Here is a 24,763-nt window from a genome sequence, read left to right as displayed (position 1 = left end):
CGAGCAGGCTCCCTCCCACAGTTTTCGTAAAGGCACTATGGACGAGCAGCGCAGCACACAACAGATTCACCTGAAACGATAAAAACCGTATCAGGGCGCGGCAGAACGCCGCAGTCAGCACTCCAATCTGATCCGTACAAATGAAAGATTCCTGAGCCTGTTTTGTTTCTGGCGGTATTCCTACAGTGCAGCTCGTGCCAGACCAGGGTGGCCTGGCAAGACTTTGCAACCGTGGAAGAACTGACCATGAGCACAGCAACAATCGGACAGGCTTATAACTACAAGGTCGTCCGCCAATTCGTTATCGCGACGGTGTTCTGGGGTGTCGCCGGCATGGCGATGGGGGTATGGATCGCCTCGCAACTGGTGTGGCCGGAGATGAACCTCGACCTGCCCTGGACCACCTTCGGCCGCTTGCGGCCATTGCACACCAGCCTGGTGATTTTCGGTTTCGCCGGCAGCGCGCAATTCGCCGCCAGTTACTACGCGGTGCAGCGTACCTGCCAGGTGCGGCTGTATTCGGACAAGCTCGCGGCCTTCACCTTCTGGGGCTGGCAATCGGTGATCGTGATCATGCTGATCACCCTGCCAATGGGCTACACCACCACCAAGGAATACGCCGAGATCGAATTCTCCGGCGCGGTGTGGATGGCGGTGGTCTGGGTGGCGTATGCCATCGTGTTTTTCACCACCGTGGTGCAGCGCAAGACCAAACACATCTACGTCGGCAACTGGTTCTTTGGCGCGTTCATTCTGGTGATCGCCATGCTGCACGTGGTCAATCACCTGTCGATCCCGGTGGACTGGTTCAAGTCCTATCCGGTGTATTCCGGGGCCACCGATGCCATGGTGCAGTGGTGGTACGGGCATAACGCGGTGGGGTTCTTCCTGACCACGGGCTTTCTCGGAATGATGTATTACTTCGTGCCGAAACAGGTTAATCGCCCGGTGTATTCGTACCGGTTATCGATCGTGCATTTCTGGGCGCTGATCACCCTGTACATCTGGGCCGGCCCGCACCACTTGCACTACACCGCGCTGCCGGACTGGGCGCAGTCCCTCGGCATGGCGATGTCACTGATCCTGCTGGCGCCGAGCTGGGGCGGGATGATCAACGGCATGATGACCTTGTCGGGCGCCTGGCATAAGTTGCGCACCGATCCGATTTTGCGCTTCCTCGTCCTATCGCTGGCGTTCTACGGCATGTCGACGTTCGAAGGGCCGATGATGGCGATCAAAACCGTCAACGCCCTCTCCCACTACACCGACTGGACCATCGGCCATGTTCACGCCGGGGCCTTGGGCTGGGTGGCGATGATCACCTTCGGCGCGACGTATCACATGGTGCCGAAAGTCTTTGGCCGCGAGCAGATGTACAGCACGCCGCTGATCAACCTGCACTTCTGGCTGGCGACCATTGGTACGGTGCTGTACATCGCCTCGATGTGGGTCAACGGCATCACCCAGGGCCTGATGTGGCGGGCGATCAACGAGGACGGCACGCTGACCTACTCGTTTGTCGAGGCGCTGCAGGCCAGTCATCCGGGCTTCATCGTGCGCTTTGCCGGCGGGGTGTTTTTCCTCAGCGGCATGCTGCTGATGGCCTACAACGTCTGGCGCACGGTGCGGGTCGCCGACGTGGCGCTGGCGCGCAGTCAGGCGCAGATCGCCTGAGGCAGGGAGCCGAAGAGGATGGAGATTTTCTTGAACGTGTTGGGGGTGGTGTTTCTGTGGCTGGCGGTGGAGTACTGCCTGCGCCATCAGACTTCAGAGAGCCTCGACGATGCGAGCATGGTGCCGTTTGCTGATGATCCGGAGGTGGCACGGCGGGTGGAACTGGCCACCGGCAAAACCGTGAAAGCGGTGGCGCCGGAAGAGGCGAAACCGGGCTGGATCAATCTGGAGATGTGAGGGGTGTCAGTGACATGCCCCTCACCCTAGCCCTCTCCCAAGGGAGAGGGAACTGACCGCGTTGTACTTTCGAGATGCACCGACCTGAGATTCCGAGCCGAACTCAAGTTTTCGAATTGCACCCGGTAGGCTCCCTTCCCCCTCGCCTCCTTGGGGGAGAGGGTTGGGGTGAGGGGGGGGTTAGCGCTTGATCTTAGGCGCGGTCGCGGGGAATCAGGCTCTGCAACTGCTGTGCAAGAAAGTCCGCATCAAACACAAAGGTGTCCGGATCCTTCAGGCCATTGGTTTTGCGCCACTGCCACTCGCCGCTCGGCAACCCCACCAGCGAAATGCTGCCATAGCGCGCCGCGGTCAGGCCCATCACCGCCAGAGAAATCTGCCCGGCGCTGCCCATCACGTCCGGCACGAATTCCACCATTTTGCCGGCGATCACGATGCTCAGTTTTTCGGTGTTGAAGGTCGAGGTTTCCACCGGGGTGCTCGGCCCGAATGCGACGTAAGCTTCGCGGCTCACCTCCAGCAGGTTCGGTGCCTGCACCGGTTCCAGCCATTGCTGGATCTGGCCGAACAGTTCGGTGATGCGGCTGGCCCACGCCTGCGACTGGGTTTGGAACAGTTGCTTCTTGTGCGCTTCACTCTCGGCATAGTGACGAAGCATTTCGCCCAGTTGTTGTACGTCGTTCATCGGTACGTTCCTCGGAGAGAGCCTGCGAGAGTCGATAGTGACAGATCGGCGTACCGGCGTACGTTTAACCTCGAACGTCGACACCGTGACACTTGGCAAATGGATCAACGGTACAGTTGCTTTGTACTGGCATCCGTCGTGCAACCGATGGACACTCGGCCGGAGCCCGACTTTTCCAATACGGGCCATTGAACGAGGAATTTCAATGCGTACCATCGGCTTGATCGGCGGCATGAGCTGGGAATCCAGCGCTGAATATTATCGACTCATCAATCAACAGGTCCGCGACCGCCTCGGTCCGCTGCGCTCGGCGCAAATCCTGATGTACAGCGTCGACTTCGGCCCGGTCGAACAGGCCCAGCACGCTGGGCGCTGGGACGATGCGGCGGCGATTCTGGTGGATGCCGCGCGCAGGCTCGAGGCCGGCGGCGCCGAATGCGTGGTGCTGTGTACCAACACCATGCACAAGGTCGCGGCGCAGATTCAGGCAGCGATCAGCATTCCGTTCCTGCACATTGCCGAGCCGGCGGCGCAGGCAGCACTGGCCATCGATGCGCGCACGGTCGGTCTGCTCGGCACGGCGTTCACCATGGAGCAGGACTTTCTCAAGCAGCGCCTGATTGCGCAGGGTCTGACGGTACTGGTGCCGGACGACGCCGAGCGCAAGGACGTGCACCGGATCATCTATGACGAATTGTGCGTCGGAGTGATCAGTGACGAATCACGCAAAATCTATCAGCGAGTGATCGAATCGCTGACCACGCGCGGTGCCCAGGCGATCATCCTCGGCTGCACGGAAATCGGTCTGCTGGTCAAACCCGAACACAGCGCCCTGCCCCTGCTCGACACCACCGAGCGGCATGCGCAGGCGGCGGTGGCGTTCGCGCTGGGTGACTGACCCCACAGGATTTTTTGGCTTATCGACGGCGCAGGCGGGCCATGCTCAGCGTGTCGACCCATTGCCCGTCGCGCACCGCGTAGTCACGGAACAGGCCTTCGTTCTCGAAGCCGAACTTGCGGTACAGACCGATGGCCGCCTCGTTGTCGGCGTACACCGAGAGTTCGACCCGGTGCAGGTTCATCCAGTTGTCGGCGACGTCCAGCGCCGCCGCCAGCAGTGTCGAACCGACCCCTTTGCCTTGCCACGCCACGGCGACCGCCATGCCGACACTGCCGGCATGGGCGCGACGGATTCGTGAATAGTTTTCCAGGCCAAGATGACCGACCACCGCGCCCTGATGCAGCGCCACCAGTTTGACCATCCGCTCGTTCTCCGCCAGCAGCCGCTGACGCCAGATCTCGGTAGATTGAAACGGCATCTGCAACACCTGCCGGGTCACCGCCGGATCGTTGTACAGAGCGGTGACGGCCTCGATGTGCGATTCATTGAAGCGTTCAAGGGTGATGGCGGGGTTGTGCTCGGGCATGGCGGATCCTTCCTGGATCGATGGGTGGCCAATCACTCTAAACTGCTTGTTCAAACACATACAAACTGTAGGAGCTGCCGCAGGCTGCGATCTTTTGATCTTGTCGTTTAAAAGCAAGATCAAAAGATCGCAGCCTGCGGCAGCTCCTACAGGGATTGTGGGCAAAGGGGATCGGGTCAGGTCTGAAACCACTCCTGGCGCTCGTTGAAGGTGTGTTGAATCAGTTCGACCAGAGTTTGCACTTCGCCGACGTGCCGGGATTCAGCATTCACCGCCAGCCATGCCTGCAACTGCATCGGCTCGTCAAACAGCCCTGGCAGCGCGATCAACCCGCGATCGAAGCGGCTCATGTACGCCGGCAGCAGGCCGATGCACGCGCTGCAGCGGATCATTTCCAGCATCAGCTCGTAAGACTGCATCTGCACCACACCGGCCAGGCGCTGTTCAACCAGTTCATTCCACGGCCGAAAGCTGTCGATCTGCCGGTCGTGCTGCCATTGCACCAGCATGAAATCGCTGAGGTCGTCGGCACTGGCCGGGCGCGCGGTGACGCGGGAATAGCGTTTGGCGATGTGCGGCAGGTAGTCAAGCCGCGCCAGCGCCTGCGGCTGGCTGGTGGCAAAGGTCGGGCCGGGGCTGGGGGTTCCGCCGTGGGCCAGCCACAGCACCACGTCGGCACTGACCGCGCGCAGCGCCAGTTCGCTGTCCAGCGCAATGATCTCCAGGCGCACGCTGGCATTGCGCCGCAGCAACGCGATCAGGTCGCGACCGAGGATGTCATGCAGAATTGATTCGGCAACCGCCAAGCGGATCAGCGGCTGCTCGACCACCGGCAGCCTGCGTTCGTGGGCCAGCGCCACCAGTTGCGCCTGCAACTGCTGACCTTCACGGGTCAGGCTCAAGACGCTGCCTTGAAAGCTGAACAGCGCGTGCTGCAGCGTTTGCTCAAGCTGCGCCAATTGTTTGCGCAGCAAGGTCGAGCGCACGTTGAGGCTGCGCGCCGCCTGCATAAAGCAACCGCAGCGAGCACTGACCAGAAAATATTGCGCGACCTCGGCTTCGATGGTCGCGGCTTGCGCCAGCCACGGCTCGCGCTCGCCCTGTGCCCAGCGATAGTCGGGGCTACCCTGTCGTCCTGCGGGTTCGGTGAATGACATCGATGACTCCCTGTCGATCTTTGTTGTTGATGCTTCCGGCGCGGTATGGAACGTCTGAACCGGTGAAGATCCTGTGGGAGCTGGCTTGCCAGCGATGGGGGACTCACATCCAGCCCCTGTGTTGCCTGACTCTCCGCCATCGCTGGCAAGCCAGCTCCCACAGGGTTATTGGTGGGTTTCGAGGACCTTGTTCAGCTCAGCCCCGTCGATACTCAGCGTCGCGGTATTGAGCATCCCGTCCAGATACGCCTGGGCAATCTGCTCCTGGCGTTGCGCCCGCAAGGCCTGGGTCAGTTGATCGCGCAGTTCGTCGAGGGTCGCGGTACGCGCCGGTTGCTGTTCGGTGAGTTTGATCACATGGAAACCCGCCGCGCTCTGCACCGGCTCGGACACCGCACCGACCTTCAGTTTCGCCACCGCACCCCGTACCTCCGGCACCAGTTGCTGCAACGGTTGCAGCCCGGTGTCGCCGCCGCGTTCGGCGGTCAGGCGATCCTGCGAATACTGAGTCGCCAGCGCGGCAAAATCCCCCGGCGTGTTCTGGGCTTTCTTGCTCAGCTCGGCCGCCTGTTTGCGCACGGCGTCCAGGCTCTGGGCATCCGGCACCGCGAGGAAAATCTGGCTGACCCGATACAACGGCGGGGTCATCCAGTTGGCTTTGCCGGCGTCGTACGCCTGTTGCAACTCGGCCGTACTCGGGTAGTCCGCCGGCACGGTGCTGACCGAGCGCAAATAATCGCGAAAGACGATCTGCTCAGTGGCAGCGCGGGTTTGCCGCACCACGTCCGGACGCTGCGCCCAGCCCTGAGCATCGGCCTGCTCCAGCACCGCTTTCTCTGCCAGACGGGTACGAATCCAGCGCTCCAGTGCTTCACGGTTGCCGCGCAGTTGCTCGGCACTTGCCGGTGGCAATGTCGCCAGCAATGCCTGCAACTCCTGTGGCGTCACCTGCTGATTGCCCAACCGCGCCACTGCCGGCCCCGCAGCAACCGCCGCCAAGGGCGACGATTGCTGGGCGGCAACCGGGTCAGTGCCCGGTCGCAGCACCAGTGCCACGGCTACCACCAACAGCGCCACTGCCCCGGCGCCGATCACCATGGCAGGCTTTTTCACAGCGCGACTTCCTCTTGTTCGGCGACCGCGACTTTGGCTGTCGAGGCTTGCGCGGCCTGGGTGAAATCACGCAGATAGACGATGAACTCCTGCAGCAAACGGTCCCACAGCTCCAGGCTGCCACGCAGGTGATCGTTGCTCACACCCGCCGCGACCACCACGTCCATTTCCATCACCAGAAATTCGCCCTGCAATGACAACCGGGCAAAACGCCGGGTGGCGTTCCACTGCTCGGCCACACCTTGTGGCAACTCACCTTGCACCCGCAGCGCGCAGCTGAAGGTGAAATCGACATAGCTGCCCTGCTCCACCGCCGGGTTGCCGAAACGCACGGCATAACCGATGCCCTGACTGGCGCTGAGCAACTGCACGATGCCGTTCTGTTCGGTCTGGTTGACGCGATAACCGGCCGCTTGCAGGACTTCGGTCAGGGATTGCGGGGACACATGGCTGATCAATTGAGTCATGACTTCTTCCTTGTTTGTTAATCAATGCGCGAGCGCGGCTCGCGGCGCGTCGAATTGAGTCTTGTAGAGCTCGTCACCGAAACCTTGGGCCAGTTCATCGAACTTGACCCGGGCGCTGCCCGCGAAGGGCTGGCGGATCTTCATCACCTCGGCGACATCGATGTTTTCGTAGGCGCTGAGGATCTGTTTGGCGACGCCGTACATCTGCTGATTCTTGACTGAACATTGCTGCACTTGTGTGTCACGTTCAGCCAATTGCGCTTGAAGCTTAGACCGTTCTGCCTCTTTGGCACGGGCCATGACCAGCAACTCGTCGTAGGCCTTCTTGAATTTGCCGACCTGTTCGCTGCTGGCGGCGACTTGCGCTTGCGCCTGGCTGTGCAGATTCTGCTGCTGGCCGGCCAACTGTTCGGCCACGCCTCTGGCCTTGGCCAGTTCAGCGGTCAATTGCTTGATCTGCGCCTGCGCGGCCTTGGCCTCATTCTGCGCCGCCAGTTGCGCGGCGCTGGCCTGGGCCTGCTGACTTTGCAGGGCCTGCAACTGCTGAGTGGTGCTGCGCAACTGGGTACGCAGACGCTCCTCCATGCCTTCGGCGTGCGCGCCATGTGCAATGAAAAAACTCAGCCCCAACAGTAAAACTCGTGCGTGCATGACCGTACTCCCGGCGCCTTAGAAGCGCGTGTTGATCTCAAGCTGCAAGACGTCGATGTCGAACGGCGCACCGTACACGGCCTCGGTGCTCATCCAGCGGCCGGTGGCGTAGACGTTCTTCGCCAGACCGTAGTTGCCGCCGAGGATATAGCCCTTGGCGTTGGTGCCGCCGAGGTGGAACGACGAGTCGTTGAAGCCATCAGGCAAGGCGTCCGGCTGGATGTACTTGTAGCCGGCGAACAGGTTCCAGTCGCCCTGCTTCTTCAGGTCCAGCGCGTTGCCAAGGGTGAACTGGACCATCCACGCATTGGCGCCGCTTTGGATCTCGCCGTTGCTGTTGAGGTTGTTGACGATCTGCCCCTCGGAGCGCTTGCGCATGTCGCCTTCGTCGTAACCGAGGTTGTGGATGTAGTTGCCCTGGCTGCGCAATTTGAAGTCTTGCGGCAGATCGGCGTCCCATACCAGGTTCAGGTCGAGCAGGTTGAATTCCGACGCAAGACCAACGAATTGCGGCTGCGGCGTGGTGGTCGGGTTGGCCGGGTTCGGCGTGATGTCGCGCAACAGGAACACGCTGTTGCCCTTCTGCATGAACGCCGCTCGAGTGCCGTCGGTGTCGCAGCCCGGAGCGCCGGCCCACGGTGCGCAAGGGCTGGAGCGTTGGCCTTGAATGTCGTCGAAACGGTAATAGGCCAACGCACCCTTGAGGCGGTTGTTGCTGTTGATCGCCCACTTGGCGCCAAGCTGCGCGCCGTACAGCCACTTGTTGTCGCTTTCTTCCTTGTCGAAACCGTTGCTGGTGGTGGTGTCGTTGGTGTAATCCACCGGGAACGCACCGACGGTGCCGAACACGCCCCAGTCGTGGTTGAGCTTGTGGTCGAAAATCGCCGCCACACCGTCGAAGTTGAGGTCGTTGGAATAGAGCATGTCGGTGGACATGAACGGGTTGGCGAAACGCCCGCCGGTCAGGGTCAGCTCATCGGTCGGTTTCCAGTTCAGGTAACCCTGATCGAGCCAGATGTCTTTCTTGGCAAAACCGCCGCCGAGGTTCTGCGTGGTCGATACCGGGTTGTTGTCCGAGCCGGTGCCGATGCGGATGCCGGCAGTCCATTCTGGCGAGATCACCGCTTTCATCCCTAGCCGCGCGCGCAGCCGGAACAGGTTGGTGCGGTCTTCACGGGTATTGAGCAACGGCGGCAGGTTGGTGCTGCTGTTGGGGTTCACGTCGTACGGGCCGTTGTTGTTGAGTTTGGCGAAGTCGACGATTTCGTTGCTGTTGCTGCCCGAGTAGTAGCGCGATTCGTCACGCAGACGAATGTCGCCGTCGAAGCTGATGCGCGATGCCCAGTCCGGGAAGGTGTTGGGCGCGGCCCAGTTTTCCTGCTTGGCGGTGGCCATGACTTCGGCCTTGACCTGATCGCGGATCTGGTCGCGTACCGCGGCCGGCACGTACTGCACGCGCACATCGCCCGGTGCGGCCACCGGACCTGCCACCACCGCAGTCGAAGCCGCAGCCTGCTTGGCCTGGGCGGCTTCGTTCTGCGCCTGGGCGATCAGCGCATCGGCCTTGTCCTGTTTCAGAATGCCCTGCTCGACCAGCAAGCGGATCAGATTGATCGTGGCGTTCTCCGAGGGCGCAGGCGCTGCCGCGGCCTGACCGACCAGGGTCGCGATGACCATGCCGACCGCCAGGGACAATCGATTCACGTTGGAAATCATCTGCACACAACTCCTTTTCATACAGCTTTATGAATTCGGTTAACCCGGACGCCGCCCTTGCAGGGACAGGCGCACAGGCAAGGTAATGGAGGCCGGTGGCCGTTCGCTCAGATGGGGCGCGTTACGCAATGCGGCCAGCACCTGAGTGTCGATCTCGGGCTTGCCGCTGGACTTGACCAGCTCGACCCGGGTGATTTCGCCGACGCTGCTCAGCCACACATCGGCCTGCAGCGAAAACGCGAGGTTGCGCAGGTCCGGGTTCTCGCGCAGCAAACGCTGAAAAGTGAACGCGAGGAACTGGCTGTAGGTGCCAGTGCCCAAGCGTCCGCCACCCGCTCCGGCCATGCCGCCGCCCTTGCCGGCGCCGATGTTGAAAGCGTCATTGCCGCTCTGGGCGTCGCCTTCGATTTGCATCGGGTTGGCCAGATCGTCCGCCGGTGAAGGCGGCGCCTCCTCCTCGGGCTTGACCTCTTGCGGCTCGGGCGTGGGCTCGGGCTCGACGACTTTTTCTTCCACCGGGGTTTCCGGCTCCGGTGGTTTTTCCGGAGGTGGCGGCGGCGGTGGCGGCAATGGAATGATCGTCGGCACCTTCGGCGCTTCACGGCGGATGCCGCTCATGTCATTGGCCCACTGCCACAGGAACCACGCGGCGAGCGCGCCGAGCAGCAGCCCGGCGCCCCACTTCAGGTAACGCAACGGCGAGCGCTTCACCGGCAGTGGCTCAATCGGGAGTTGTGCGGTCATCACTCAGCCCTGCGTCGGTTTGCCGGTCACCAGACCGACCTGAGACAGTTCGAGCCGGCGCAACAGATCCAGCACTTCAATGACCTTCTGGTACTGCACCGTGGCGTCGCCGCGCACGATCACCGGGAAGTCCGGGCTCTGCGCCTTCTCGATACGCAGGCGTTCTTCCAGCTCCGCAAGGGTCACCGGGTAGGCGTCGAGGAACACCTGACCGCCGTCATTGACCGAAATCGCCTTGGTCTTGGCCTCCGACAGCGACACCGCGGCGCTGGCCTTGGGCAGGTTGATCTGGATCCCGGAGACCTGCGCGGTGGCGGTGAGGATGAACATCACCAGCACCACCATCAGCACGTCCACCAGTGGCGTGATGTTGATGCTGTCCACCGCTGCATCTTCGTCATCGTCGTGGGAGGCATTTACGGACGCCATGGCAATGCTCCTCAGGCGGGTACGGAGTGGTTGGCGTGATGGCTGCGCTGATGCGCCGCTTCACTGGACTGACCTGCACCGTGCATCTCCGCCAGACGGGTAATGAACTCGTCGACGAACACGCGCATGTCGGCGCTGACTTCCTTGTTACGGGTGATCAAGCGGTTGTAGCCAAACAGCGCCGGGATCGCGACAAACAGACCCATCGCCGTGGCGAGCAACGCCGCCGCCATGCCCGGCGCGATGGCATTGATGTTGACGTCGCCGGCCATGGCGGTGCCGAGGAACACCACCATGATCCCCAACACGGTGCCGAGCAGGCCGATGTACGGGCCGCCAGCGATGGCGTTGGACAGGGTCGAGAGTTTCGAACTGAGGGCCTGGTTCTCGCGAGTGCGCACGCCGTCCATCGAGCAGCGAATGGCTTCGATGGTCGCGGCAGACACCGAAGAGGTATCGGCGCCCTGCTCGCGGCGAGTACGGATTTCCTTGACCGCCACCGAGTACAGGCGCCACAGCGGCGAGTGTTGCAGACGCTGGGCCAGTTGCGCGTCGTCGGCGAACATCTCCAGACGGGTGCCGACCTTGGCGAACTGCTCGCGGAAGTCTTGGTTGGCCTTGCTCACGCGGCTGAGGGTGCGGTTCTTGCGCAGCATGATGATCCACGACTGGAACATCATCAGCACCAGCACGGCGATGATCACCCAGGCGTCCACCGGTACGGCGTTGAGCAGGAAACCGAGGCTGCCGAAACCGAAGCCGGACTGCTCTTCGTCGACGCCGTAGGCCACCAGTTTCGACTCCGCGCCTTGCGAGGTTGCATCGGCCAGCAGCAACGCTGCGGGACGGGCGACTTTCGACAAGCGCAGTTCGTCGATGGCCCCCACAAATGGCTGGTACGGGCCAGCGGCCAGATCACCGCCAACCGCCATCACTGAATTGAACGCCGGCATCGCTTGCGCGAGGGTCGCGCCCTCACGACCGTTGATGTACAGGCTGACTTTCGAACCTTCGGCGGTCAGCGCGACATGCTGCCATTGGCCGGGATTCAATGGTTGAGTAGCCACCGCGCGCTGGCCGTCGATCTCCACGAACGGCACGCCTTGATTGACCCCGACCAGCAGACTGTTGGCGCCTTCACGGCGGGCCAAAATCAGTTGTTCGCCATTGGCCTGGTCCAGCCGCAGCCACGCACTGAAGGTGAACGCGCTGCCCGCGTTGTGCTGCAACGATGGGCTGGCCGGCAGCAGCAACGGCTGGCCGCTGAACTGCAAGGCGCGCCCGACTACACCGTCAATCGCCGCGCCAGTGGCGCTTTGCGCGGTGTTGCCGTAGGCGGTGGTGTCCTTGGCCGGGGTGCCGGTGGCGCCGTCGAAGTGATACAGCGCGGTGTAATTCGGATCGAACGTCAACTGGCCGTTGCCGGTGGCCGGGGCCTTCTGGTTGCCGTAATACATCCAGATGTCCTGACGCTGGCCGCCCTCGACATTCGGCACATCGACCCAGATCAGCGCCATGCCCATCAACGCGTCGAAGCTTTCGATCTGGTGATTGAGCACGGTCTTGTCATCAGCGGCGACGAAGCGCAGGTCCGCACCGTCTTCCTTGACGCCATCGAAGGTGAAATTGCCGGTGTGCAGGCGCACCAGCAGCGCGGTGCGGCCCAGCGCCTGGTTGATCCCGGCACCCTGCGGCGTGGTGTCGACGGCGATCTGTTTGCGGTAATGCCAGTCGTCCTGCCACCAGGCCTGCGCCGTGGCCGGGAGCACGAAGCCCAGGCAGATCAACAACGAAAGAATGAGGCGCTGCATGAACTTGCTCCTTTAGAACGTGGCTTGAAGGTTGAAGTGCAGGCGCGACGCCTGCTTCGAGGTGTTCGGCCCTTCGAGTAGCGGGTAGCCCCAGTCGAGGCTGCCGGACAGCCATTTGCTCAGGCTGGCGCGGGTGCCGAGGCCGACGCTGGCCAGGGCGTAACTGGCGTCCTGATCCGGCAACTCGTCACGCAGGTACAGTTGCGCGCCTTCGGCGAAGGCGTAGAAGCGCCATTCCTGCATCCAGCTGCCGGCGTATTTCGCCAGTGACGGCGTGCGCAGTTCCTGACTGAGCAGCACCCCGTCATCCCCGGTACGTTCCGCCGCCAGATAGCCGCGCACCGAAGTAGCGCCGCCGGCGGAGAATTGTTCGTTGGAGACCAGTGGCCCCGACGCCAATTGGAACGCGCCTTTGCTCGCGCTTTGCCAATCGTTGTCGAAGGTCCAGGTGAAGTTGCTGTCGCCCTTGACCACCGCGAAACTCGGGTTGGCGCGGTAGCGTTTGTAGTCGAAGTCTTCGTCGGAACTGCCGTAGCCGAAGATGCTGCGGGTGGCCGCTACCAGACTCAGGCCGAGGCCTAGCTGGCTCTTTTCGGTGTAACGGAAGCCGTTGTAGGCGAAGGTGAACGGCGCGTATTTCAGCGGCACCTTGTCGCTCTCGCCGGACAGGGTCAGGCGTTCGTCGAAATCCTTGAAGTCGATGCCGGCCGACAGCGAGTTCGACCAGTTGCCGCTGGATGGCAGCGTGTAGATTGCCGACACGCCGTAGGAATGGCCCTTGCCCAACACGTTGCTGCCGCCGAGGGTGGCGACGTTGCTGTCGGACTGATAACCGGAGAATTGCACGCTCCAGCGCTCGGTCAGCGGCGCTGTGTAGGAAGCCGACCAGACCTTGGCGTTGTCGGTGTCTTGCGGCGCGGTGAAGTACGTCAGGTTGATGCTGTGGCCGAGTTGCCAGAGGTTGTTGTAGCCGAGGCTGGTCACGGCGCGCAGCTTCTCGGTGTCGGCGCTGTAATCGTTGTTGAGGCCGACGCTGGCGCTCCACGGGTTGTGGTCTTCGACCTGCAAATCGACGTCCATGGTGCCGGGGCGCTGACCTTCGCGCACCAGCGGCATGACCTGACGGCCAGGGGTTTTATTGAGCTGCGCCAGTTCGCCCTGAACCTTGGCGAAGTCCGGCACCTCGCCTTCTTTCAGGGCCGGGACGTTGTCGCGGATGTCCAGCGGCGAATAGTGTTTGGCGCCGACCACACGCACGCGGCCGACCTTGGTTTCGCTGACTTGCAGGTAGACGATGCCGTTGGACACCGCTTGTTCCGGCAGCTCGACGAACACCGATTGGTAGCCGCGCTGCTGATAAGCCTTTTGCAGGGCATCGCGGGCGCCTTCGATGTCAGTCATGGCTTTTTGCGGGCCGAGAAACGGGTACACCGCTTCTTCAATCGCCCGCGCGTCGAGCACAGTGTTGCCGCGCACGAAGTATTCGTTGACGTCCACCAGACGTTGCGGCGCAGCAGCTTCAGCAGCTTCTTCGGCGAATGCCGGTTGCGCGCCGGCCGTCACCAGCAGCCAGCCCCACAGCGCCAGCCGTGACGTGAAAATCTGATCCACACTACCCCCTGAATTCGCGATGACCTGGTGGCGCTGTTGCGCGCCTTGTGTGTTGCGTCAGTTGCTGACTGTCGAGGCACCGCTGTGCTTGCCGAGCCAGGTGTGCAGCAGCGCGAAGTTCAAGGAGAACTCAGGCATTTGCAGCAAAGCACCGCAGAACACTTCGCCAATGATTTTTTGAATGAGCAGCACCGCACGTGGCTCGTTGAGCAGCGTGGCGATGTCGCGACTGAGGACATTGAAACTCCAGACTTTCTGGTTCAGGCCAAGACCGACGAACCAACGGAACAGCAGGTTGTAATTGAGTTGTTCATACAGTTGCTGCTCGCTGGGCACCGAATACAGCAGTTGCAGGAGCAGGATGTGCATGACGGTTTGTGCGGGGATGAGCATGCCGGGCTCGGCATTGAGTTCGTGCAGCAGGCCTTGGTGGGCCGCAAACAAGTCGTCGATTTGCGGGCGCAGCAACACCAGCGAATGGCCTGGCGGAATGTAGCTGGAGACCTCTTTCAAGGCGCCCTGCCAGTCATCCTGCGAGACGATCCAGACCCACGGTGCGCCGTAGCGATACACCGACACCGGTTTCTTGCGCGCCGCTTCGACGATCTTCGACAGGCGCTGATCGAGCTCCTGCATGCCCACTTTCGAGTAGCGTTCCATAGTCCCCATTGCCTCACTCCCGGCGTCCCGCCTCGGCTTGTGAAAAGCGCCCTGTTAGGCCCCTCAAGCGCGTTACATAGGCATGACCGGACTGGCTATGTGCTACCGAACTTTTGTCATAAAAGCTTCATTATTGGAGTTTGGCTGGCGGGAGGATTCAGGTGTAAGTAGATCAAAATGCTGGAGCGAGCCTACTCAGGAAGCGGTCTGCATCGGCTGACACACCGTAATGTTGAGCATTTGGTTTAAGAATATTGCCATTTAAAACGGTGCCATCTAAATGATAACCAACCGAGATGACACCGATAACTTTCACGGCCTGAGTTTTTTTTCATATTACCGAAGTCAGTAACTTTCAATGACAGCGCTATATTGCCTTCAAATTAAAATTTCCGGAAATTGTAAAAACATCCGGACCGGGTATGGGGCGCGGACTTCCTTCTAAACGCCCTACCATGGTAAAATCTCCCGATGCTCGGCGAGGGGAATCCTGATAGCTTTTTACTGTGACAGTTCCACTCTCGGCAATAAACACATAATCGTGCCATTCAGAATAGTCCGCATACAGGACACGCTTCAGTTGTTTGATGTCGTATACTGCAGGAGCAAGTTTATCAGGGAATTCGATAAAAAAGACCTTTGTAGGCGGCATACTTCCCGGAGGATCGTCCTTGACTCCGATTTCGAAACCCTTTTCCTTTTCTCGAAGATAGAGATCACGTTGATTGATCTGCCCGTGTCCATCCACATTTACTACAAACTCACCCGCTGCATCTGATTTTGCTTCAATGCGCTCTTTATAATCGCTTTTCATAGCTATTTACCTTTTTTGATAAATTATTCAACGGCACAATTTTTTAAATCATGCGGTCGAGGTTATTTATCACAGAGGGTAAAGTTTTCCTCAACTGTCAAATCTGACAGTTGACAAGGAAAATATTTTAAATGTGAAAATAGAGATCGCAAGCAACATGAAAGATCAAACCATCCATGCACAGTGACTACATCCGTCCCCGGCCCGACTTTATCTGCTTCATACCCAGATTAAACATTCCAACCGCCTTTTTGACGACAGGACAATAAATATGTCTGCGCCATCCCAGTCACACTTTTCTTTATACAAATAGTCCGGAGAGTTATCCGAGCTTCCAGCAGTGAAAGCCACCGCAGAAAAATGCTGACTACGATCAGAAAACCTCAAATAAAAACTTTCAGTCTTCCAATCAATATCAATAATCGCGCAAGCCATTAAATCACCTGCAATTATCGAAATCGACGTCAGGAATAAACAGGCCAATTGGTGATGACCTTGCCCTTACGCACCGCCAATAAATCACCAAACTGCAATAACACTGCTTCAGTCTGGGTCGGACGCAGGAACACTTGATCTTCGACGGTCAGGCCGACCGCGTCAGAACCGTTGACCATTTCCTGATTCGAACTGCGGCCATACACGCCGTTGCTCTGTAGTCCGGTCGGTGATTCGAACTCGGCCATCCAGTTGCCGCCGTAAATGAAAAAGGTCTGGCGCTGATTGACATCCCACCACGACAGCAGCTTCGACTGGTCATCCAGCGCCGGGATGTTCACCGCGCCGGTGCTCTTCAACACCGGGGTGGCGATGTAGGTCGCCGGCACATGGTCAACCAGCGACGGCAGGTCGTAATGCGTCGGTTTGAGCATCGCCGTGCCCACCGACACTTCGGTGCTCAGTGTCTCGTTTTCGTGAATGCGGTAACTCGGGCTGCCGGCGGTGTTAAGGCACAAGTGGTCATTCCATAACGCCGGAAACTGCTGGCGGGTGAAATCCACGCAGCGCTGATAAATCACCATCACCTTGGCGAACAGTTCCTCGGGCGAACCGAGAATCCCCGGCACGCCCATGCCCACGAACGGGTCGTAGCCCATGAACCCGGCGAACTGCAGATGCTGTGGATTGGCGCAGATCAGCGTGAGCATCTGCCCCAACACATTCACATCACTGACCCCGCCGCGATGCAGGCCGACATCCAGCTCGATGTTGATGCGCATCCGTGTGCCGAGTCCCTGCGCCAGCGCCAGGTATTGCTGCAGACGTTCGGGATTGTCGATCAGCCATTGCAGTTGCTTCGTCGGGTCGAACGGACCTTTGTGGGTTTGATAGAACAGCTGTGCCGAACGCACCGGCAGCGGCTTGCCGAGCAGGATGTCGGACTGGGGAAACGTGACAGCGTCGTGATTGAGGAACGGCTGGTGAAACGACATGAGCTTTTGCGTCCCGGCCCGTTGCGCGATGTAGCTCAACAGTCCCGGTGACGGCAGGGATTTCTCCACCAATCGCAATTGCTTGCCGCCGCGTCGCACCGACTGCATGACCACGTCGATGTTGTGGTCGAGCCGATCCAGATCGATCAAAAGCACCGGACGCATTGGGCCGTGGTCTTTCAACTCTTTATTCAGCGCGCGAAAATACTCGCTGTACGGGCCGCCACGATCACTCGGTCGCAGCCAGGCGCCCACGCCCACTAACAAAGCGCCGACACCCAGCGTGCCGAGGAGAAAATTGCGTCGATTGACCGCCATCAGTTCACCCCCAGAATTGACGACAGATGCGCATTGAGAAAACGTCCGCTCGGGTCCAGTGCCTGGCGTACGTCGAAAAACTCGCGCCAGCGCGGGTAAAGCGGTTGCAGGGTGCGCGCATTGAGCGTGTGCAATTTGCCCCAGTGCGGGCGGCCGTTGTACTTCCAGAAAATCGGTTCGACCGCGGCGAAGAAGTTGTGATGGTCCATCTCATAATGCTGGTGCACCGAGATCGAACAGCTGTCGCGGCCCTCGAACATGCTCAGTGGAATGTCGTCGGCCTTGACGTAGCGGTACTCGATGGGAAACCAGGTGCGCAGGTCCTTGTCCTGAATCAGCTTGAGGATTTCACGCAGGCAGGCTGGGCCGTATTCGGCGGGCACCGAGTACTCCATCTCGTTGAAGCGCACGGTGCGCACGTTGGCGTAGATGTCGAACGAGTCACCGACTCGATCATCGAAACTCGCCAGATGCCGCAAGCTGTTGAGCAACGAGGTGCGCAGGCCGGGGAAGTCACTGCCGTACTTGTCGATCTTCTCGATCAGGGTCACGAACTCGTTGCCACCCTCCTCCTCGGGCGGGATCGGCGGTGTGGCCGGGTCGCCGGTTTCGTTGAGGGCGATGGACAAGGCGTAGTCGGAATGGGTGACCACGAGCATTTCCCAGTGCTGGTTTTCGCGGGTGTTCTTGTCCAGATCTTCAAGCAGCTCTTCGGTCTTGGCGATCCACTGGGTTTCCCGCAGACGATACGCCGGACGGTTTTGCAAGCGGACTTTAGTGGCAACACCCAACGCACCAAGGGATACCCGGGCAGCGTTGAATACGTCCGGATGACGCTGGCTGTCGCAGTCCAATACCTCGCCACTGGCGGTCACCAGCTGCATCCCGCAGACGTGCGCCGAATAAGACTGAAAGTTTTTGCCGGTACCGTGAGTCGAGGTGGAAATGGCGCCGGCGAGGGTCTGGTAATCGATGTCGGCCATGTTTTGCAGGGCCTGGCCGATGTCCTTGAGCGGCTTGCCCATACGCGACATCGGCGTACCGGCGGCGAATTCGGCTTGCAGGGTTTTCGGGTCGTGATCGAGCAGACCGTTGAAGTAGCTCAGCGACAGCAACGTACCGTCGGTGGGCACCAGCGCACTGAAGGAATGCGCCGAACCTACCGGACGAATCTTGCCCGGTGCCTGTTGGATGACTGCGGTCAATTCATCCAGATTCTTTGGCGCTACCCGCGCCGCCGGCAGGCAACTCTGCCCGCCCGACCAGTTGCGCCAGGGAATCAGCCGTGGCGCGCGCATCAACTGGCCCAGCGCCGGATTGGAAGCCAGCGCGCTGAACGCGCCGACGATACTTGCCCGTTGCAACAACTGACGGCGTGTCAGATCCATGCTCATGCGCGCGCCCTTATTGTGGGAGGGGCTGATCGGCCATGAAGCCGATCAGTTGCAGGAATTGTTCTTCCGAACACTCGACGCACTGGCCCATCGGCGGCATGCCGTTGTAGCCGTTGATGGCGTGATCAAGCAGGGTGTCGGTGCCCTGCCGCAGGCGTGGTTCCCAGGCCTTGCGGTCGCCGGTCAACGGCGCGTTGGCGGCCGGGTTGGCGTGGCACAGCTGGCAGCTGTTGGCGTAGATCTGCGCCAGTGCCGGGTCGGAGGGCGTGGCGTTGTGAGTGGTCGCCGGCGGTGCAGCTTTTTCGCCGCAGCCGCACAGGGCGACAGACAGCGCCAGCATAAAAGTGAGTGGGATTGCCCGCATAACGATCCTCGCCTGGGTAGCGCTTATTGTTGTGATCACACCTTAAGGCAGGCACGGCAGCGGGTTGAGGGCATTGCCGGACAACGAGGGGGCCATCCGGGGCCAGCCAGGATTGAGCTCGGGCTCGGACAGCACCACAAAACTTGTGGGAGCTGGCTTGCCAGCGATAGCGGAGTGTCAGCCAATGAAAGTCGCGCAAGTGCCGGCCTAATCGCTGGCAAGCCAGCTCCCACAGGGTAAACGGCGTTGCTGATTCCGCTCTGTTCCGCCTCTCTGCGTGACATTCGCGTGACATTCACGGGTTTAAATTCCCGCGTATTCAGGCGTATAACCTGTACAGACTTTTGGATCTGCATACGGACATCAATACGGGGTAGCGACATGACCACAGCAAACATCCTTGGCAACCTGTTCCCTTCTGTCAGCGACATCCCGGAAAAATACCGCCTCGACGGTCAGGTCGAGCAACGCGAATACCTCGTCGATGGCCAACTGCGGCGCTGGGACGGCCCGCTCGCCACGGTACGCAGCCCGGTGTACCTGCACGGCGAGAATGGCGATGAACAAGTGATTCTCGGCAGCACCCCGCTGCTGGATGCCGACACCGCCCTCACCGCCCTTGATGCCGCCGTGCGTGCCTACGATCGCGGTCAGGGCCTGTGGCCGACCATGCGCGTCGCCGAACGCATTCAGCACGTCGAAGCGTTCCTCGGCCGTATGCGCCAGCAGCGCGAAGCCGTGGTCAAATTGCTGATGTGGGAGATCGGCAAGAACCTCAAGGACTCGGAAAAAGAGTTCGACCGCACCTGCGATTACATCGTCGACACCATCAACGCACTCAAAGAACTCGACCGCCGCTCCAGCCGGTTCGAACTGGAACAGGACACTCTCGGCCAGATTCGTCGCGTGCCGCTCGGTGTCGCGCTGTGCATGGGCCCTTACAACTATCCGCTGAACGAAACCTTCACCACGCTGATCCCGGCGCTGATCATGGGCAACACCGTGGTGTTCAAACCGGCCAAGCTCGGCGTGCTGCTGATCCGCCCATTGCTTGAAGCGTTCCGCGACAGCTTCCCCACCGGCGTGATCAACGTGATCTACGGCAGCGGCCGCGAAACCGTCAGCGCGCTGATGGCCAGCGGCAAGATCGATATCTTCGCCTTCATCGGCACCAACAAGGCCGCCAGCGACCTGAAAAAACTGCACCCGAAACCACACCGTTTGCGCGCCGCGCTGGGTCTGGATGCGAAGAATCCGGGCATCGTCCTGCCCGAAGTCGATCTGGACAACGCAGTCAGCGAAGCGGTCACCGGTTCGCTGTCGTTCAACGGCCAGCGCTGCACTGCATTGAAGATCCTGTTTGTGCATGAGGATGTGGTCGACGCCTTCATCGAAAAATTCAACGCCAAACTTGCCACGCTCAAGCCAGGCATGCCGTGGGACAGCGGCGTGGCACTGACCCCGCTGCCGGAGTCGGGCAAGGTCGACTACCTGCACGGTCTGGTGGCTGACGCGCAGAGCAAGGGCGCACAAGTGGTCAACCCGAACGGCGGCGCCAGTCGCGAGTCGTTCTTCTACCCCGCCGTGCTGTACCCGGTGACGCCGCAGATGCGTGTCTACAACGAAGAACAATTCGGTCCGGTGGTGCCGATCGTGCCGTACCGCCACCTCGATACCGTGATCGATTACGTGCTGGAATCGGACTTCGGCCAGCAACTGAGCCTGTTCGGCACCAACCCGGTGGCGATCGGCCGACTGGTCGACACCTTCGCCAACCAGGTCGGGCGGATCAACCTCAACGCCCAGTGCCAGCGCGGCCCGGACACCTACCCGTTCAACGGGCGCAAGAACTCCGCCGAAGGCACGCTGTCGGTACACGATGCACTGCGGGTGTTTTCGATCCGCACACTGGTGGCGACCAAGTTCCAGGACAGCAACAAGGACCTGATCAGCGAAATCATTCGCGGCCGCGATTCGAGCTTCCTGACCACCGACTACATCTTCTGACGAGGACTTTGCACTGAGCACCTTCAGCACCCACCGACTGCCACCGCTGCTGCGGCGAATCCTGCGTCCGTTGCTGGACCCGTATCGCCGCTACCAGCACGCCCGACTGATTCACGCGGTGCGGGTAGCGCTGGGTCTGCTGGCAACTATCCTGCTGACCACCGGCATCAACCTGCCCCACGGCGAGTGGGCGTCGGTGACCATGCTGGTGGTGATTGGTGGCCTGCAGCACCACGGCAACATCGGCAAAAAAGCCGCCGAACGCGCCACCGGCACCCTGATCGGTGCCGGCGTCGGACTGGTGCTGGTGGCGCAACAGGCATGGCTGGGCCTGCCATGGCTGACGTACTTTGCCATGGCGGTGGTCTGCGGATTTTTCTCCTATCACGCCATCGGCAAGGGCGGTTACACCGCCCTGCTGTCAGCGATCACGGTGTTCATTGTCGCCGGACATGGCGACAACCCGATCACCGACGGCTTGTGGCGCGGGGTCGACATCCTGATCGGCATCGCCCTGGCCCTCGCCTTTTCCTTCGCCCTGCCGCTGTACGCGGTGTATTCGTGGCGCTACAACCTGGCCGATGCCCTGCGCGATTGCGCCACCTTGTACGGGCGAATCATCAGCGGTCAACCGGTCAGCGCCGATGAACATCTGAAGCTGATGGGCCGGGTGGCCACGGTGATGGTGCAATTGCGCTCACTGATGCCTTCGGTGTCCAAGGAAGTGAAAATCTCCATGACCGAACTAGACGCGATTCAACGCAACCTGCGCATGTGCGTCAGCACGCTGGAGATCCTCGGCAACACCCGCCCGGATGCCAACGACCCCGACGCTATGGCGCACCTGCAGTCAGCGCTGCGGGCCGAGCACCGGGTGATCCGCGTGCAACTGATCGGCATGGCACGGGCCCTGAAGTCCGGCGCCACGCAACGCCTGCAGCGACCGCTGGAATTACCGGACGCCAGCCTCGACACGCCGGTGTACAACACGCTGGACGGTTACCGGTTACTGACCCGACAACTGGCCGCGAACATTGGCGAGCTGCGCCAACGCCTGGCGATGACGGCGCCGCGCTGGAACATCTGAATCAGCGGAAAAATCCATGTAACAAAGCCGACATCATCACTACAATGCGCCGCACAACGGATGTGACATGGACGCATAAATGCAATTCAGGAAGAGTATCAACGCCCTGCGGGCACTGGCCGTGCTGTCGGTCGTGCTGTTTCATTTCAAGGTGCCAGGGTTCGAGGGCGGGTTCGTCGGCGTAGACGTATTCTTCGTCATCTCCGGCTTCCTGATGACCGGCATCATCGTCAATGGCGTGCAGCAGCAGAACTTTTCCCTCCTCGGTTTCTACGCCTCCCGCGCTCGCCGCATCATTCCTGCCCTGCTGGTACTGTGCGTTACGCTGCTGGTCTTCGGTTACTTTTACTTGCCGCTGGACGACTTGCGCGAAACCATCCGCACGATCAAGAGCAGTCTGCTATTCAGTTCGAACTTCAGTTTCGCCGAAAGCGGCAATTATTTTGCCGCGCCACTGCATGAAAACTGGTTGTTGCATACCTGGTCACTGTCGGTCGAATGGCAGTTCTATCTGCTCTATCCCGTGCTGATCATGGGTTTGCACAAGTGCTTCGGCGCCGATAAAACCCGCTTTGCCCTGGTTGTCTTGGCGTTGGTTTCGCTGCTGGCGTCCGTCGTCATGACTCGCCTCAACCCGACTTTCGCGTTCTACATGCTGCCCACCCGCGCCTGGGAAATGATCGCTGGCGGGCTGGTTTTTCTGTTTCCCCTAAGATTGAGCCCGCGCGGCGGCGCGATTTGCGAAAGTCTCGGCCTACTGGCGATTGCCGTCAGTGTGCTGGGCTTTTCTGAAGCCGATCCGTGGCCGGGCTACTTGGCACTGCTGCCGGTGCTAGGGACGATGCTGGTGATTCACGGCAATACCCGGTCGGTGTTCAGCAGCAATTCTGCGCTGCAATTTGTCGGGAGTATTTCCTACTCGGTGTATCTGTGGCATTGGCCGCTGGTGGTGCTGCTGTACTTGTGCGGGCTGTTGACCAGTTGGCCACATGTGATCGGCGCGATCATCGCCTCTTTCGCGCTCGGCACCCTGTCCTTCTACAGGGTTGAGTCGAAGGTGAAGAAAGGTACGACCGCCACACGCACAGTAATCAAGTTCGCGTCGCTGACGGTGGCTGTGGTTGCCGTGTCGGCAGTCACGTCGTCGCTGGTCAAGCAGCATCCCGATTGGCGCCCGGCGCTGGTCGAACTCGGTCAGCCGGAATACACCAGCAAGCTGTATCCGCAGGAGTGCTACCCGAATGCCTATGCGGCGGCGGATTGCAAACTGGGCACGGGGGATGTGTCGGTGATTTTGTACGGCGACAGTCATGCGCAATCCACAGCAGCGGCGGTGCAGATGGACAACCCGCAAGCGGCACTGTCATGGTCACGGGGCGGTTGCCCGACCCTGACGCACTTCGCCATGCACGACAAGACCGTCGAAAGCCAATGTCGAGGCTTCAATCAGGAAAAGCTGCAACAACTGAAGGCCGGCTATGCCGGGATCCCGGTGGTGCTGTTCAGCCGCGCGGCGCTGTACGCGGATTCAGGGCGGGATAACAGCTATCGGATTTCCTTTCCCGAGCGCCAGACCGCGTTTGCCGAAGCCTATACCGAAGAGTACGTCAGCACGGTCTGCTCGATCGCTGAAAACCATCCGGTGTATATCGTCAAACCGATCCCGGAAATGCCTTTCAGCGTCTACAAGGGTTTGAATCTGAATCAGCGGTTGTTCCGGCAAACCTCGGACATTTCCCTGCCGTTACAGGCTTACGAGAGACGCAATCGCATCGCCATCGCGACCATCGAAGCTGCGGCCAGCCGCTGCAACGCGACGGTAATCGACCCGACGCCGTACCTGTGCCCCGATGGCCACTGCATGGGCTCCATGGACGGCGTCCCGCTGTACTTTGACGACAACCATCTGGTGGATGCCGGCAATCAGCAGCTTAAAGGCCTGTTCAAGGATCTGCTCAAACCGATCTGAGCTGGCGCCGGGCTTTCAAGCCCCAGCCCTGTTGCATCCCGGCGGCGGCCAGCAGAATCGCCGCCACGCCGACCCATTGCAGGATTTGCAGACGATGGCCGAAGGCAAACCAGTCGACGAAGATCGCCGCAATCGGGTAGATGAACGACAGTGCGCCGGTCAGGGCGGTCGGCAGTTTCTGGATCGCGCCGTACAGCAACACGTACATCAGGCCAGTGTGAACAACGCCCAGCGTCACCAGGCTGGCCCAGGCTCCGTTGGTTTGCGGCAGACCGTTGAAGTGCGCGAACGGCGCGAGCAACAGCACTCCGGTGCAGACCTGGATCAGCGCGATCAGATGCGGTGGCGTGCCGGTGAGACGCTTGATGATCAGCGCCGCGATCGCGTAAAGCAACGCCGCGCCCAGCGCCAGCGCGATCCCCAGCAGATATTCGTGACCGCTCTCGCCCTGCCCGCCGTGGGCGCTGACGATCGCCAGCATGCCGAGGAAGGAAATCGCTAGCCAGAACAGCTTCTGCAAGGTGATTTTATCGCCGAGAAACAGTGCCGCCAAGCCAACCAGCATGAACGGTTGTACGTTGTAGACCGCCGTGCCGATGGCGATCGAGGCCCGGGAATACGAGCCGAACAACAACACCCAGTTGCCGACAATCGCCACCCCGCTGAGCACGGCGAGCAGGAACGTGGTGCGGGTCAGAATGCCCGGACGCAGGAAGCCGAACGCGGCGCAGATCAGCAGCAAGGTACCGGCGCCGAACACGCAGCGCCAGAACACCACGTCCAGTACCGGCTGCCCGGAGACCAGCACGAACCAGCCAATGGTCCCGGAAATCAGCATGGCGGCGGTCATTTCCAATGAGCCACGGCGGATTGAGTTGTCCATCATCGATCTCCCTAAACGTTTTGACGAAAGCGTGGCCAAAGTATGCCAAGCAGGCTCTTTGCGCCTCCAGCGCAAAAAGCAGGCTAAACTCGGTTTCTACCTTTTTTATCGCGGG

Annotated in this window: 23 protein-coding genes; 6 read left to right on the top strand and 17 right to left on the bottom strand. The window is 60.6% G+C overall.

Annotated elements, in window-relative coordinates; all coding sequences use genetic code 11:
- The first annotated feature begins 246 nt into the window (after nucleotides 1-246).
- Together ccoN and OC71_RS19925 are read left to right on the top strand one after the other, a co-directional pair.
- The gene (ccoN, locus tag OC71_RS19930) at nucleotides 247-1,674 is read left to right on the top strand and encodes a cytochrome-c oxidase, cbb3-type subunit I (RefSeq protein WP_041072670.1); all 1,428 of its coding nucleotides are present in this window, start codon (nucleotides 247-249) and stop codon (nucleotides 1,672-1,674) included.
- A gap of 18 nt (nucleotides 1,675-1,692) precedes the next feature.
- Nucleotides 1,693-1,911 (top strand): hypothetical protein, encoded by a 219-nt coding sequence (locus OC71_RS19925; RefSeq protein WP_041072662.1) that lies wholly within the window; start codon nucleotides 1,693-1,695, stop codon nucleotides 1,909-1,911.
- 193 nt (nucleotides 1,912-2,104) lie between these two features.
- On the opposite strand, the gene OC71_RS19920 is transcribed toward OC71_RS19925, so the two are convergent.
- The gene (locus OC71_RS19920) at nucleotides 2,105-2,596 is read right to left on the bottom strand and encodes a hypothetical protein (RefSeq protein ID WP_041072660.1); all 492 of its coding nucleotides are present in this window, start codon (nucleotides 2,594-2,596) and stop codon (nucleotides 2,105-2,107) included.
- A 205-nt stretch (nucleotides 2,597-2,801) separates the two neighbouring features.
- On the opposite strand from OC71_RS19920, the gene OC71_RS19915 reads away from it, so the two are divergent.
- Entirely contained in the window at nucleotides 2,802-3,494 is a 693-nt protein-coding gene (locus OC71_RS19915; protein ID WP_041072658.1) for an aspartate/glutamate racemase family protein, read from the top strand.
- Between the two features lie 19 nt (nucleotides 3,495-3,513).
- Here the strand turns inward: OC71_RS19915 and OC71_RS19910 are convergent, their stop codons facing one another.
- From OC71_RS19910 to OC71_RS19840, 15 genes are all read right to left on the bottom strand, one after another.
- Nucleotides 3,514-4,023, bottom strand: coding sequence for a GNAT family N-acetyltransferase (locus OC71_RS19910; RefSeq protein WP_041072656.1), 510 nt, complete (start codon nucleotides 4,021-4,023; stop codon nucleotides 3,514-3,516).
- Between the two features lie 176 nt (nucleotides 4,024-4,199).
- The gene (locus OC71_RS19905; protein ID WP_041072654.1) at nucleotides 4,200-5,180 is read right to left on the bottom strand and encodes a LysR family transcriptional regulator; all 981 of its coding nucleotides are present in this window, start codon (nucleotides 5,178-5,180) and stop codon (nucleotides 4,200-4,202) included.
- Nucleotides 5,181-5,345: 165 nt separating this feature from the next.
- Nucleotides 5,346-6,293, bottom strand: a complete 948-nt coding sequence (locus tag OC71_RS19900; protein ID WP_041072652.1) for a peptidylprolyl isomerase — start codon at nucleotides 6,291-6,293, stop codon at nucleotides 5,346-5,348.
- A complete protein-coding gene (locus OC71_RS19895) occupies nucleotides 6,290-6,760 on the bottom strand; it encodes a YbjN domain-containing protein (protein WP_041072651.1) in 471 nt (156 codons plus the stop codon). Before OC71_RS19895 ends, OC71_RS19900 begins: the two co-directional genes overlap by 4 nt.
- Before the next feature lie 21 nt (nucleotides 6,761-6,781).
- On the bottom strand, nucleotides 6,782-7,411 hold the full coding sequence (locus OC71_RS19890; RefSeq protein WP_041072649.1) for a hypothetical protein: 630 nt from the start codon (nucleotides 7,409-7,411) through the stop codon (nucleotides 6,782-6,784).
- A gap of 18 nt (nucleotides 7,412-7,429) precedes the next feature.
- Nucleotides 7,430-9,127: a putative porin gene (locus OC71_RS19885; protein WP_041072647.1), complete on the bottom strand. Its 1,698-nt coding sequence runs from the start codon at nucleotides 9,125-9,127 to the stop codon at nucleotides 7,430-7,432.
- Nucleotides 9,128-9,166: 39 nt separating this feature from the next.
- Entirely contained in the window at nucleotides 9,167-9,871 is a 705-nt protein-coding gene (locus OC71_RS19880) for an energy transducer TonB (RefSeq protein WP_041072646.1), read from the bottom strand.
- Between the two features lie 3 nt (nucleotides 9,872-9,874).
- Nucleotides 9,875-10,300, bottom strand: coding sequence for a biopolymer transporter ExbD (locus tag OC71_RS19875; protein ID WP_041072644.1), 426 nt, complete (start codon nucleotides 10,298-10,300; stop codon nucleotides 9,875-9,877).
- Nucleotides 10,301-10,311: 11 nt separating this feature from the next.
- Nucleotides 10,312-12,111, bottom strand: coding sequence for a DUF2341 domain-containing protein (locus OC71_RS19870; RefSeq protein ID WP_041072643.1), 1,800 nt, complete (start codon nucleotides 12,109-12,111; stop codon nucleotides 10,312-10,314).
- Nucleotides 12,112-12,123: 12 nt separating this feature from the next.
- Nucleotides 12,124-13,722 (bottom strand): ShlB/FhaC/HecB family hemolysin secretion/activation protein, encoded by a 1,599-nt coding sequence (locus OC71_RS19865; RefSeq protein ID WP_041072641.1) that lies wholly within the window; start codon nucleotides 13,720-13,722, stop codon nucleotides 12,124-12,126.
- 57 nt (nucleotides 13,723-13,779) lie between these two features.
- Nucleotides 13,780-14,391 carry a transposase gene (locus OC71_RS19860; RefSeq protein WP_084234246.1) on the bottom strand — a complete coding sequence of 204 codons (612 nt, stop codon included), beginning with the start codon at nucleotides 14,389-14,391 and terminating at the stop codon, nucleotides 13,780-13,782.
- A gap of 358 nt (nucleotides 14,392-14,749) precedes the next feature.
- Complete coding sequence (locus OC71_RS28000; RefSeq protein WP_152620455.1) at nucleotides 14,750-15,196, bottom strand: hypothetical protein; 447 nt, start codon at nucleotides 15,194-15,196, stop codon at nucleotides 14,750-14,752.
- 464 nt (nucleotides 15,197-15,660) lie between these two features.
- Complete coding sequence (locus OC71_RS19850; RefSeq protein ID WP_161794913.1) at nucleotides 15,661-16,869, bottom strand: DSD1 family PLP-dependent enzyme; 1,209 nt, start codon at nucleotides 16,867-16,869, stop codon at nucleotides 15,661-15,663.
- A 74-nt stretch (nucleotides 16,870-16,943) separates the two neighbouring features.
- A complete protein-coding gene (locus tag OC71_RS19845; RefSeq protein ID WP_161794912.1) occupies nucleotides 16,944-18,272 on the bottom strand; it encodes a D-arabinono-1,4-lactone oxidase in 1,329 nt (442 codons plus the stop codon).
- A 76-nt stretch (nucleotides 18,273-18,348) separates the two neighbouring features.
- Nucleotides 18,349-18,702: a cytochrome c5 family protein gene (locus OC71_RS19840; protein ID WP_041072631.1), complete on the bottom strand. Its 354-nt coding sequence runs from the start codon at nucleotides 18,700-18,702 to the stop codon at nucleotides 18,349-18,351.
- A 381-nt stretch (nucleotides 18,703-19,083) separates the two neighbouring features.
- Here OC71_RS19840 and OC71_RS19835 point away from each other — a divergent pair, with 381 nt between their 5' ends.
- The 3 genes from OC71_RS19835 (at nucleotide 19,084) to OC71_RS19825 (ending at nucleotide 23,765) form a co-directional block, all read left to right on the top strand.
- Nucleotides 19,084-20,709, top strand: a complete 1,626-nt coding sequence (locus tag OC71_RS19835; protein WP_041072629.1) for an NADP-dependent glyceraldehyde-3-phosphate dehydrogenase — start codon at nucleotides 19,084-19,086, stop codon at nucleotides 20,707-20,709.
- A 46-nt stretch (nucleotides 20,710-20,755) separates the two neighbouring features.
- Complete coding sequence (locus OC71_RS19830; protein ID WP_177327924.1) at nucleotides 20,756-21,796, top strand: FUSC family protein; 1,041 nt, start codon at nucleotides 20,756-20,758, stop codon at nucleotides 21,794-21,796.
- Nucleotides 21,797-21,875: 79 nt separating this feature from the next.
- Nucleotides 21,876-23,765: an acyltransferase family protein gene (locus tag OC71_RS19825; RefSeq protein ID WP_041072625.1), complete on the top strand. Its 1,890-nt coding sequence runs from the start codon at nucleotides 21,876-21,878 to the stop codon at nucleotides 23,763-23,765.
- On the opposite strand, the gene OC71_RS19820 is transcribed toward OC71_RS19825, so the two are convergent.
- Nucleotides 23,752-24,648 (bottom strand): DMT family transporter, encoded by an 897-nt coding sequence (locus OC71_RS19820; RefSeq protein ID WP_041072623.1) that lies wholly within the window; start codon nucleotides 24,646-24,648, stop codon nucleotides 23,752-23,754. The genes OC71_RS19825 and OC71_RS19820 overlap by 14 nt on opposite strands.
- Nucleotides 24,649-24,763: the final 115 nt, after the last annotated feature.

This window comes from Pseudomonas sp. W15Feb9B, assembly GCF_000828175.1.
Lineage (GTDB): Bacteria > Pseudomonadota > Gammaproteobacteria > Pseudomonadales > Pseudomonadaceae > Aquipseudomonas > Aquipseudomonas parakoreensis.
The sequence above is the reverse complement of the archived record's forward strand: the minus strand, read 5'-3'. Positions and strand labels throughout refer to the sequence as shown.